We start from the raw sequence: 11,629 nt of genomic DNA on the forward strand, positions 1-11,629 counted from the left end.
AGCCACTCGATGGCCTTGCCATTGGAATCAAAATGGATCAAGTGAGGTCCGTATTCGTCGGCAACCCAAAAGCTTCCATCTTTGGCCACCGCGATCCCCTCTGGATCGATACCTTTGGGATCCGGCGCAAGCTGCTTGCCGCTGAGATCGTAGGCATTCTCTCCCGTTCCCCCCGAGTCAGATGGATTGGGGATCCCGGTGAGATTTTTGCCTGTCTCGTCTTGCAGCAGGATGACCCTGTCCAACTTGAAGCCCTTGCCGTCCAAAGACAATCTGGCAACTTGAGGGGTAAAGTCTGGCTTAGGGAAAATCTTGTCGTTTGACTCAGCTCCATCAATATTGGGACCGCGATCGGTGAGCACATAAAAATATTGGCCATCAAAGGCAAGGCCAGAGCCAAACCCACCATTGTAGATTTTGACGCCGTTTTCTGTGGTCAAAAGCAGATCCCGCTTTGGAACAGGAGCCTTTTCGGGAAGGTTTTCAATTGCCTTTGCCGGGCTATTGGTGTAGAAAGAAGTTAAAGAAAGCAGGAGCAAGAACAAGCCTGCTGTTCGCAGTTGTTTCATTTGGCAAACCTCCAGAAGCTTTTGAAAAAGAAAGACAGGACGCCTGAGCGGCCTCGAACGGAAGCAACGCCGTCCTAGAGTATCGACGCTTGGCCAAGAACCGTCAAGCTGCTTAACGTTCACGGCGTCAAGCAATGAAAGGCTGCACTCAGGGCCTGTCCTGGAGGCCTGATCTACTTCCAACCGGCCCGATCCATTACCTTTAGGGCATCAGGGGTGACGCGGCCAATGCTGGCGGCGTTGATCGTGTCTTCCTTAAAGGTGCCAAAGCTGGCCACCACCGAGTCGATCTCGGCCCCGAGCAGTACCGGGTACTCATTGTTGCTCTGGGCAAAAATGGCCTGCGCCTCTGGCCCGGAGAGAAACTCCAAAAATTGGATGGCCGCTTCTTTGTTGGGAGCTGTTTTCAGAATGCCGGCCCCGCTGATGTTGACGTGGGTGCCGCGATCCTCTTGGTTGGGGAAGAAGACGCCGATTTTCTCGGCTACGGCGCGCTCTTCTGGATTGTCGGATTTGATCAAACGCGGCAAATAGTAGGTGTTGGCCAAAGCCACGTCTCCCACCCCGGCGGCCACGGCCTTGATCTGATCCGTGTCTCCCCCTTCCGGCGGACGGGCAAAGTTGGCCACCAAGCCCCGGGCCCATTGCTCCGTTTCCGGGATCCCGTGGGCCAAGATGATCGAAGCCGTCAAGGATTGGCTGTAAACGTTGCTGGAGGAGCGGGTGAGCACCTTGCCCCGCCACTTGGGGTTGGCCAGATCTTCGTAGGTAGACAGCTCGTTGGGATCCACCTTGTCTTTGTTGTACATGATCACCCGCGCCCGCTTGGTGAGGCCAAACCAGTACCCCTCTGGATCCCGCAGAGACTCGGGAATATTTTTGGAGAGCGTCTCCGACTGGATGGGCTGAAACAGGCCCTCGTTCTGAGCCCGCCACAGCCGGGCAATATCCACCGTCATGAAGATGTCGGCGGGGCTGTTGGATCCCTCGCTGCGGATGCGCTGGACGATCTCATCGGCGTTGCCCTGCACCCAATTCACGGTAATGCCCGTTTTCTGCTTGAAAAGTTCGTACAATTTCTCGTCTGTGCCGTAGTGCCGCGAGGTGTAGAGGTTCACTTCCCGATTGGCGCCATGGGCCGGACGCAGAAGAGACCCTGCTGCCAGAGCCGCAGAACCTAGCGTGGCTCCACTGACAAATTGCCGTCGCGATAAGCGCATACCCAACTCCTAAGTTCAAAAACATCTCAAGAGACACAGCTCCACCGGCCAAGCTGGCCATGCCTCTCTCTGAGAAAAAACCTGAAAGCTACGCCCAAAGGACAAAGGCGGTTCCCGCAAATCTCACTCTGTTGACCCTCATCTTAGGCCAGCTTTATTGAGACTTTTATTCAAGAACCTCGCCTTGGGGCAATGATAGAGGATCTCAAGTACCGGGTCAAGCTCTTAGAAGTTTTTCTCATCTCTCACCCTTTGGGATGGAACTGGCCAACTTCCCCCTGTTCTCGACAGCACTCGAGATGGCCAGCAACGCAGCCGGTCTTGTTGAGCAACGGGTCTCTACCCAGGGCTTTGCGGTCAGCGGTATTGACAGCACTCGCGAAAGCTGAAGAGGCTTCGGGTATAAAGGGAGCAGGGTAGATGACAGAGCTATGGTGAGCTCCCTTTCGAGATCGCCTCATGCACAGGTGCAAGAGAATAGCAGGGATCCAGGTGTCTCTATCCTGGTCTGCGGCTACAACGATTTGGTGGAGCTCACTCTCCAAGCCCTAGAAGCTTTTGGACATCGCGCTGTAGTAGTTGCTCCCGATCTGCCCCCTCATTTGGAAGAGCAGTGGCAATACCTACAGGCGGATCCCCGCCAGCCGGGGGTGTTGCAGCGGGCTGGGATCGAGCGGATTAGGGTGGCGCTGCTCCTGGAGGACAGCGACCAAGCCAATTTCGAGCTGGCTTTGCTGATTCGAGATCTCAATCCACAGGTGCGTGTCGTCTCCCGTCTGTTCAACCACAGCCTTGCCCGCTATCTCGACTCGGCTTTGCCGCAGCATTTTTCCCTATCGGTGGCGGCTTTGGCTGCCCCGGCTTTTGCCCTTAAGGCTGTTTCCGACGAATTTGTTGGCTACTTTGAGCTGCCCCAGCTGGAAGCCCAGCCGGCCACGCTTCCGCCAGAGCTGGCAGATCCGGCTTACTTTGTCTCAGACCGAGAGACCACCCTCTGGAACGTGGTAGAGCTGACCATCGGATACAACTCCCGCCTGCTGCATATGCCCCTCTCGGAGCTGGAGGAAACTTTTGGGGCGCGGGTGCTGTTTCATTACCCGGTGGATGGGCTTTCTAACTTTTCCAAACAGCGAGTTTTCGACGACTTTGACCACGAGGCAGAGCTGCTGGAGGGGGATCGCGTTTTGGTCATTTGCGATCCCAGAGCCTACCTGCAACTGTTGGAACGCAACGGGCGACGGGGCTCCTCACGGGCACAGCGCTGGGCCAGCGGCCAGATGCAGGACAAGCGACAACAACGGCAAGGCAGGTCGTTGGGGCGGGGATCCCTTGGGTCTTGGCTGCGCAGAGGAGTGCAGGGACTCCTACAGGTCAAGCCCATCGTGCGCACCCTCACCTTCACCTTGGGGGCCATGCTGGTGCTGGGGGTGATCAACTTCAGGATGATCGGCAAACCCCTCATCGATGGGCTTTTGCTGACGATCGTGGTGCTGACAGGGGGCTACGGGGATATTGAGGCTTTTCAACAGCCGGAAACACCGCTGGGGGTGAAGGTGCTGGCGGTGATGATGACCTTGGTGGGGGCTGCCCTGGTGGGGTTGATTTACGGCTTGGTGACCGACAAATTGGTGAGCAGTCGCTTTGGCTTGGGTCGGGCTGCCCGTATGCCCAAAGAGGATCATGTGGTGATCGCAGGGTTGGGGCGGCTGAGCTATTTGGTGCTGCAGTTGTTGCGGCAGATGGGCTACGAGGTGGTGGTGGTGGATCCCAATAGCGAGAACCCTCTCTTGGAGGCAGCGGAACGGGAGGGAGCGGTGGTGGTTCGTGGGGATTATGCCCTGGCAAGCACGCTGCAGCAGGCTCGCATTCAAGGCAGCCGCTGCCTGATCTGCACCACCCCTGACGATCTCACCAACCTGGAGACGGCCCTGACGGCCCACAGCCTGCAGCCGGGGATCCGCACCATTTTGCGGGTTACCGATCCCGAATTGGCGGCTCGCATGCAGCGCCACATGCAGACCCTGGGGATCAGCTACAGCGCTACCGGGCTGGGGGCACGGGCTTTTGCCACCGCAGCACTGGTGGGATCCGTCTACGGCACCCTGGCTTGGCAGGGGGAAACTCTGCTGGTGACGCTGCTGGAGGTCTCGGCCGATTGCCACTACCTGGGGCTATCCTTGCACCAACTGGCCCAGGATTATGACCTGGTGATCTTGCTGCATCGCTCCCGACCGGGGAAACCCTGTGTTTTTCCCAAGATCTGGCAAAAAGAGGGCAAGACCCCGTTGAAAGAAGGCGATCAACTCTATGTGATGGGAACGGTGGGATCCCTGATTCGCTTAACCCAAGGACGGCCTCTTCCCCCAGAGCTGTATCAGGTGCGCCTCCTAGAGTATCGCAACCCCTATTTTGAAGAGGAGATCCTCTCGGCTTTATCGTTCTACGCACGCCTGCCCAAGACGGCCCTGAAACCCCTATTGGGCTGTCTGCCGGCGGTGGTGAGCCCACCCCTTCCCCGCGACAAGGCAATCAAGTTAGCCCGCCAACTGCGCAAGATGAGCACTGAAGTGCAGGTGTTTGCCCAGGCGCAGCCTGCCCATTGGATCCCTGCAGCCATGAACGAAAACAGCGAGAGTAATCTGAATTGATTTGGACACTGTTCTGTTTATTGGTCTATTCTGCACTCCGTAGTCCAAAACATCTCGTTATGGGCAGTTGGACATTCAGGAGATAGGCTTTTCGGCTGCAAGTCGCACAAAGCGATTTTGGTTGTAGAGCTGCTGAGCCACCACTGCGAAACCCACCTTCTCCAGCAACCACACCAGGTCTTCGGCGCTGAAGCGATTGTGCTCGTAGAAGTGGGTAAACTGATCCAGCAGCGTTTCCAAAGGCGTGTCCGACTGGAAGAGTTGGGCCTCTGTATCGGCATCGAAGTAGAGGCTGAGCGGGGCGCGCACCCAATCCACCAGCAAAAATCGCCCCCCCGGCTTGAGTAGACGCAACACCTCCTGCAACAAGCGCAAGGGCTGCACCATCTCGTGCAACACCACCACTGCCTGAGCTGCATCGATGCTGTTGGCCGCAAGCGGCAAGTGAGGGTCGTGCAGGTCGGCCTGCAGCAGCTGGATTCCAGGGATCCCCTTCAAATCTGCCGCCGCTCGCTCCAACATGTAGGGCATCACATCCACCCCGATGAAGTGTCCTCCGGGATAGCGTTGCGCCCACTGACCCAGAGCAAACCCCGGCCCGGTTCCCAGATCCAACAAGCGCGGTGCAGGAGGCAGACAGGGCTCGATGTGCATCTGCCAGAACTGCCAAAACGCCTCGTTAAAGCGCCCAGGAGCCGTCGCCACCATGCGCTCGCAGAAGCTGGGGCCACGGTGGTGTTGGTAAAGCAGTTGAAAGGTATCGATGCCAGTTTCCGGCATGGCTGAAACTCAAAGGAAGATCGGGCCTAACGAGCCGTGGGAGCGCTGGAAAAGTTGGCAATGCCGGTCTCCAGGTCGCTAAAGCAGGTCAATACCTTTTCCATAGAGGTGAGGTTGAGGACGAGGGCCACATTTTCCGGCACGCAACAGAGGCTGAGGTTGCCCCCAGCAGCACGGCACTTGCGCAAAGCAGAGATCAACACCCCCAGCCCAGAGCTGTCCATAAAAGTGACCGACGACATATCGATCAACATATTGGTGTAACCGAAATCTAAAACCTGCTGGAGCAATTGCCGAACTTCTGAGGCGGCCTTGGCGTCAAAACGACCTTCCAGGGGCACAATTGCCAGTTTTTGCCCTTGCGGAGTTTCAGCAGTACGGATGCGCAGCTTGAAATCCATCGTTTCCAGTGAAGACCTCATGCCCCACCTTAACACCATCCGCTACCGCCCACCAGGAAATCTTGTGAAGATCCCCAGGGACAGCGCGGCTCCCTCCAAAAACATCTGCCCTCTCGCCCCCAGCTCCTCTCCCAACAAGCCAGAGGGAAGCCGTGTAAACCTATGAAGTAAGAGCCGCCCCAGAGCTTAGCAGGAACTCCATCCCCCGCAGGGAAGGGATCCCGCCTCGGCCACCCATCTCAGGTTCCAGCCAGATCTACCTACAGCATGGGCTGCAGGGTTAAAGCCTCTGAGCTGATTGAAGGAAGGGACACATGCAAACGGGGGCGGTGCATGGAGAGCAACTGGGCCAGCCGCTTGCGCAGCTCAGTACGGGGCACAATCGCGTCGATGAGCCCTTGGGCCAGCAGGTACTCGGCGGTTTGGAAGCCTTCTGGCAGCTTGCCCTTGCCGATGGTTTGCTCGATTACGTTGGGCCCGGCAAACCCCACCTGCGCGCCCGGCTCGGCCAGGATCAAATCTCCCAGCATGGCAAAGCTGGCAGTTACCCCGCCATAGGTGGGATGGGTGAGCACGGAGATGAACAATTGTCTGGCGTCGCGGTGCCTTTGTAGGGCGGCTGAGGTCTTGGCCATCTGCATCAGGCTGAGGATCCCTTCCTGCATGCGGGCCCCCCCCGAAGCCGAAAACAGGATCAAAGGCAGGTGATCGCAGGTGGCCCGTTCCGTGAGGCGGGCGATCTTCTCTCCCACCACCGAGCCCATGCTGCCGCCCATAAAGCGAAAGTCCATCACTCCAATCGCCACCGGGATCCCTTCCAGGCTTCCCAACCCTGTCAGGACGGCATCCTTGAGCTGGGTGCGCTCCTGGTAGGTGGCCAAGCGCTCGGAGTAGGGCTTTTGGTCGAAAAAGTGTAGGGGATCCGTGGGAGCCAGGTGCTCGTCGAGGGGTTGCCAGGATCCGGGATCCAAAAGCTGTTCCAGACGCTCTGGGGCTGTAATGCGGTGGTGATGCCCACAGCTGGGGCAAACTTGCCAGTTTTGCTGCAGATCCTTGGTGTAGGTCAGAGTGTCACAGGCAGGACACTTTTGCCAGAGGCCGTCGGCAATCTCTCTTACCTGACGCTCTTTGTCGAAGGGGCTGCTACCTGTCAGGTTCAGAGAGGTTTGTCTGCGCCGCTCCGCAAACCAATCCAGTAGAGACATAGCTGTTGAAATATCCTCCCTACTCAGGGATGTTGAGAGCCCTGCCGGTGAGCTGCGAAACACATCTCAACGTTCTCAAGCTATCAAAGAATCGCCCAACTGAAAATAGAGACAACAGCAGGCAATGGAGACTCGGTGGCAGGTGCTGACCACAGGGGATGGATCCCTGACCTTTTTCTCGGAAGAGTTTGGACAGGCTTTTCACAACGTCAGTGGTGCCGCCCAGGAGACTTTGGAGAAGTTTGTCCGCCCTTGCCGGCTGGATCGGCTGCCGTTGGAACGGGATCCCGCCCAGCCCATTCGCCTTTTGGATATTTGCTTTGGCTTGGGCTACAACTCCGGCCTTGCCCTAGAAACCATTTGGCAAATCCGGCCCCACTGTTCTGTAGAAGTAATCGGCCTGGAGCGATCCCCGGAAGTACCCCGGCAAGCTTGGCAGGCAGGGGTGGGATCCGACTGGAGCTTTGGGCAAGAATGGCAACACTGGATTGAACAGGGATCCTGGCAATCGGAGCGCTGGCGCGGAACGCTGCTGTGGGGCGATGCCCGGCAAACGGTGTTGCAGGTGCCGCTGGGGTGGGCAGATGCGGTGTTTTTGGATCCCTTCTCGCCTTCTGTTTGCCCAGAGCTGTGGACGGTGGATTTCTTGCGGGCCGTGGCCGAACGGATGCGCCCCAGCGGGATTTTGGCCACCTATTCCTGTGCAGCGGCGGTGCGAGCGGCTCTGTTGGAAGCAGGGCTTTTCATCGGCTCTACCCCCCCGGTAGGTCGTCCTTGGCCGGGGACAGTGGCCTCGCCCCAACCTGACCACCTGCCGCCTCTTTCCCCCATGGAGTGGGAGCACCTGAAAACTCGCGCTGCCGTGCCCTACCGGGATCCCACCTTGCAAGGGGAGCGATCCCAAATCCGGCTGCAACGCCAGCAGGAACAGCAGGCCTCCTCTTTGGAGCCCACTTCTGCTTGGAAACGCCGCTGGCCTGTGCAAGCCTAGAGAGTGGCGTTGCCGGAGTTCAGATCTGGACAACTTTTCCCAGGATTGCTGCCCGAGTGTATCCAAGACACCTGCGCTATTCCCGTACCCTTACGCAAGCCACCATTTCTTGACAAAGTTAAGCTGAGGTGAAACTTTTCTGCTGTAAATGCCATGTCCTCTGAGGAGTCCCTCCCGCTGACGCGAGCAACCTCTGCCGGTACGCTGGTTGCCCTTTGTGCTGAACAGCACCGCGTCATCCTGCAGTTTTTGACTCGCCTGTCTCGAGCGCCGGAGTTGGATCTGGAGCAGCGACGCCTCTGTGTACAAAGGTTGCGACAGCGCCTCTCCCGCCACATTCAACTGGAGCGCCATGTTCTCTACCCCCTGCTCAGGTCGGCTCTCCAGGCGGATCCCCACCTCAGCGACCAAATTGAGCGGCTGGAGCAACATCTGCGGGATCAGATCCCGGAGCTGACGCGCTTTTTGCACCAATCAGAGCGCACTCCCCAGCAGGTGGATCCCTCTGCTGCCCTTCACTTCTATCGGCAATTGCGGGCTCAGTTTGATCAGGAGGAGAAAATCTTGCATCCCCTCTTTGCCCAGCATGTTTCTCCCGAAGCAGAGCAGCAGCAGTTGCGTCTGTTCCGCAAACGCCTGCAAGCCAGCGCTGCTTCCAATCGCTCTGCACATAGCCGTCGCGTTGCTTTGAATGAGCTGGAACGGCAAGCGGTAACCCGTCCTGTCTTGCCCAACGAGCGCTTCTGGTCGCTGCAGGGCAACACTGTGCAAATGTCCGCTCCCTAGCCGACGACGGTCTTGTTGTTGGAGGCTAGTGGTGGTATTTTTGCTGCAATCGGCTCCCTGACCCCAAAACCATGCAGCCCTGGGATCCCGAAACCTACGTCGATCAAATGGCCCAACTGCTGCAACTGCCCCTGCATCCTGAACACCGAGCAGGGGTGATCGAAAATTTTGCCCGCTTTCTGCCCATTGCTCAACAGGTGCTGGAGTTCCCGTTGCCGCCGATAGTTGAGCCAGATCCCACCTTTGACCCTCAGCCATGACCGGGGATCCCCACCTTCTCGGCAGCGCTGACGCGGTCTCTATTGCCAGGGCTGTCCGCCAGGGATCCGTGAGCGCCCAAGCGGTGGTGGCCGCCTGTCTGGAGCGGATTCGCCGGCGGGATCCCCAGCTCAATGCCTTTACAGCTGTCTTGGAGGAATCGGCCTTACAAGCGGCGGAGCAGGTGGATCGACAGGTGGCTCAAGGGATCCCTGTAGGCCCGCTGGCAGGGGTGCCTTTTGCCGTCAAGAACTTATTTGACGTGGCCGGCCTCACCACCCTGGCTGGCTCGGCGATCAACCGCGAGAATCCCCCGGCCATCCAAGATGCAACGGTGGTGGCTCGTCTCAAGCAGGCAGGGGCAATCTTGGTGGGCACCCTCAACATGGACGAGTACGCCTACGGCTTCGTCACCGAAAACAGCCACTACGGCCCCACCCACAACCCCCACGATCTCAGCCGCAGTGCGGGGGGATCCTCCGGCGGCTCGGCAGCTGCAGTAGCAGGAGGTTTGGTGCCTCTCGCCCTGGGCAGCGACACCAACGGCTCGATTCGGGTACCGGCCTCTTTGTGTGGCGTCTACGGCCTCAAGCCCACCTATGGCCGTCTGTCGCGGGCAGGGGTGGCTCTGTTTGCCGCCAGCTTCGACCACGTGGGCCCCTTGGCCCGTTCGGTGGCCGATATTGCCCTCAGCTTCGATGTTATGCAAGGGCCGGATCCCCAAGATCCCGTCTGTACCCGGCGTCCTGTGGATCCCACCTTTGGGCAGTTGGGGCAGGGGATCGAGGGCTTGCGCATCGCGGTGGCGGATGATTACTTTGCCCGAGGGGCAGAGCCCCCCATCTTGGCCGGAGTAGAAAAAGTGGCCCAAGCCTTGGGGGTCGGCCAGACTGTGCGGATCCCGGAAGCCCAGCGCGCCCGTGCCGCCGCCTTCCTGATCACGGCTGCTGAGGGAGCCAACCTGCACTTGCCCAACCTGCGAACTCGCCCCCACGACTTTGACCCGGCCACCCGGGATCGCTTTTTGGCCGGAGCCCTGTTGCCTGCCAGTTGGATCTTGCAGGCGCAGCGCTTTCGCCGCTGGTATCGCCAGCAGGTGCAGGCCATTTTTCAGGAGATCGATCTGTTCATCGCCCCCACCACCCCCTGCTCTGCCCCCTTACTTGGCCAAGAGAAGATGGTGATCGATGGGGTAGAGGTTCTCACTCGGCCCAACCTCGGCCTCTACACTCAGCCCCTCTCGTTTATCGGCCTGCCGGTGCTTTCAGTGCCGTTGCGCGAGAGCGGATCCCTGCCCTTTGGCGTACAACTGGTGGCCGCCCCCTATCAAGAAGCCAAACTGCTGCGGGCAGCCGCCTATTTGGAGAAGCTAGGGATCCCCAATGCCCAGCCGGTCTGAGCCATGAAGAGCCCTGCTTTTGCAGCGTATCTAGCGTTAGGACTCGCGGGCATCCTCTTGTAGACACTAAATGTGTAGATAAACATTTTGCGGTCAAGAGAATGATTGCCTTGGGGGAGAAGCTCTAGTCTCCGTATGGCCCGTGGGCAATGTCTGAAGCTGGATTTGGGCAGACTCTTTGGCCTTGGCTCGCAAGAGAGATTGGGGCACCGGATATTAAAGTAAAATTAAGCCCCCAGTTGTTGTATCAAATGCCTCCTTCTCCAGGCTTGGCCAATAGAATGAACAGCATAAAATAGACACGGCACCCCACCTGGACTCATATTCCTATGGATCATCCTGATTCTGTGGCTCGGCGCTACATGAAACTGTGCGAGGCCTATCTCTCTCTCAACGAAGCCTTCGACAAATTGGATCAGTCCCACAGCCACCTACAGCGCCACTTCAAACGACTCCTTGGCTATTTCAGTGCTGCCCAACAAGCTCTGGTTCAACTGCCGCTCTTGCAACAGCGGATTGAGCAGAGCGACCGATGGATGAACTCCTTGCGAGAAGAACTGCAAGCCAAAGAGGCCCGGCTTGGCGAGCTAATCGCCAACTACGACCAAGTCTGCGGCGAGCTGGACTCTACCAAAGCAGAACTGTTGGGCGCTCAAGCGCTGATTGAGAAACTGGAAGCCGAAAATGCTCAGGTTTTGGAACGCTTGAGTCGGCTCACCAACGTGGAAGAGGAAATGGCAAACTTGGCGGAACAGCTGGCCCAAGCGAACGAAGCTCGTCAGCAGATGGAAGTTCGAAATCGCGAGCTGGAGCGAGCTTTGGGAGACCGGGATCAGCACATTTACAGCCTGCAAGAGCGATTGGCACAATTGGAGCAAGAGATGGCCTTCCTGAAAGCTCAGCGGGATGAGGCCCAGCAAGCTGCACAACTGGCTGTATCTCGCGCTGAGCAGGCGGAAGCTAGGCTGAAGGTGCAAACCGAACAAGTTCAGACTTTGCAAAATAAGCTCCATCAAGCCGAGGAGCAGCTGGCCATGGTAACCCTGAACGAGCTGGAGCTCCTGCTCGGCCATGACTCGATGAACCTCTTGCAAGAAGCGGAGCAGGCTGCGGAAGTAGATGCCCAGGTGCTGGCAAGCGTACCGGCCTCTCTGGCCGAGGCAGAACGCATTCTGCTGGAGATCGACCAGTTCATTCAGTTCATTTTGGCCTGCTCGGAGCCCATGAAGTCGCAGGCTGCGTGACATACTCCCGACGCTGTAGCTAGCTTCCCGCAGGGTTGCTACGCACACAGCGCGGGCTTCTCAGCTAGAAATCGCAGGAGCCCTGCACTGTACCCGTAGGGTCAGTGCCGGGAGGAATGCGCTTTGAT

11 protein-coding genes are annotated in these 11,629 nt (G+C 58.2%); 6 read left to right on the forward strand and 5 right to left on the reverse strand.

What is annotated here, in order from left to right; genetic code table 11:
• Together NW843_RS08190 and NW843_RS08195 are read right to left on the reverse strand one after the other, a co-directional pair.
• On the reverse strand, window positions 1–752 hold a 752-nt coding region (locus NW843_RS08190), incomplete at its 3' end, for an esterase-like activity of phytase family protein (protein WP_414522641.1).
• Window positions 743–1,795, reverse strand: coding sequence for a Fe(3+) ABC transporter substrate-binding protein (locus NW843_RS08195; protein WP_414522642.1), 1,053 nt, complete (start codon window positions 1,793–1,795; stop codon window positions 743–745). The genes NW843_RS08190 and NW843_RS08195, both read right to left, overlap by 10 nt.
• A 461-nt stretch (window positions 1,796–2,256) precedes the next feature.
• Here NW843_RS08195 and NW843_RS08200 point away from each other — a divergent pair, with 461 nt between their 5' ends.
• Complete coding sequence (locus NW843_RS08200; protein ID WP_414522643.1) at window positions 2,257–4,437, forward strand: NAD-binding protein; 2,181 nt, start codon at window positions 2,257–2,259, stop codon at window positions 4,435–4,437.
• A 75-nt stretch (window positions 4,438–4,512) separates the two neighbouring features.
• Here the strand turns inward: NW843_RS08200 and NW843_RS08205 are convergent, their stop codons facing one another.
• The 3 genes from NW843_RS08205 to accD all read right to left on the reverse strand — a co-directional run bounded on the left by NW843_RS08205 (window position 4,513) and on the right by accD (window position 6,823).
• The gene (locus NW843_RS08205; protein WP_414522644.1) at window positions 4,513–5,217 is read right to left on the reverse strand and encodes a class I SAM-dependent methyltransferase; all 705 of its coding nucleotides are present in this window, start codon (window positions 5,215–5,217) and stop codon (window positions 4,513–4,515) included.
• Window positions 5,218–5,243: 26 nt separating this feature from the next.
• Window positions 5,244–5,639 carry an STAS domain-containing protein gene (locus tag NW843_RS08210; protein ID WP_238376804.1) on the reverse strand — a complete coding sequence of 132 codons (396 nt, stop codon included), beginning with the start codon at window positions 5,637–5,639 and terminating at the stop codon, window positions 5,244–5,246.
• A 239-nt stretch (window positions 5,640–5,878) separates the two neighbouring features.
• Window positions 5,879–6,823, reverse strand: a complete 945-nt coding sequence (gene accD, locus NW843_RS08215) for an acetyl-CoA carboxylase, carboxyltransferase subunit beta (RefSeq protein ID WP_414407308.1) — start codon at window positions 6,821–6,823, stop codon at window positions 5,879–5,881.
• Between the two features lie 124 nt (window positions 6,824–6,947).
• Here accD and NW843_RS08220 point away from each other — a divergent pair, with 124 nt between their 5' ends.
• From NW843_RS08220 to NW843_RS08240, 5 genes are all read left to right on the forward strand, one after another.
• Window positions 6,948–7,814: a tRNA (5-methylaminomethyl-2-thiouridine)(34)-methyltransferase MnmD gene (locus NW843_RS08220; protein ID WP_414522645.1), complete on the forward strand. Its 867-nt coding sequence runs from the start codon at window positions 6,948–6,950 to the stop codon at window positions 7,812–7,814.
• 153 nt (window positions 7,815–7,967) lie between these two features.
• Window positions 7,968–8,600 (forward strand): hemerythrin domain-containing protein, encoded by a 633-nt coding sequence (locus NW843_RS08225; RefSeq protein WP_414522647.1) that lies wholly within the window; start codon window positions 7,968–7,970, stop codon window positions 8,598–8,600.
• 71 nt (window positions 8,601–8,671) lie between these two features.
• Window positions 8,672–8,860 (forward strand): DUF4089 domain-containing protein, encoded by a 189-nt coding sequence (locus NW843_RS08230; protein WP_011430915.1) that lies wholly within the window; start codon window positions 8,672–8,674, stop codon window positions 8,858–8,860.
• A complete protein-coding gene (locus NW843_RS08235) occupies window positions 8,857–10,257 on the forward strand; it encodes an AtzE family amidohydrolase (RefSeq protein WP_414522648.1) in 1,401 nt (466 codons plus the stop codon). Before NW843_RS08230 ends, NW843_RS08235 begins: the two co-directional genes overlap by 4 nt.
• Window positions 10,258–10,586: 329 nt before the next feature.
• Window positions 10,587–11,501 (forward strand): hypothetical protein, encoded by a 915-nt coding sequence (locus tag NW843_RS08240; RefSeq protein ID WP_414522649.1) that lies wholly within the window; start codon window positions 10,587–10,589, stop codon window positions 11,499–11,501.
• The last annotated feature ends 128 nt before the right edge of the window (window positions 11,502–11,629 follow it).

Source organism: Synechococcus sp. R5-12 (genome assembly GCF_047502655.1).
GTDB lineage: Bacteria > Cyanobacteriota > Cyanobacteriia > Thermostichales > Thermostichaceae > Thermostichus.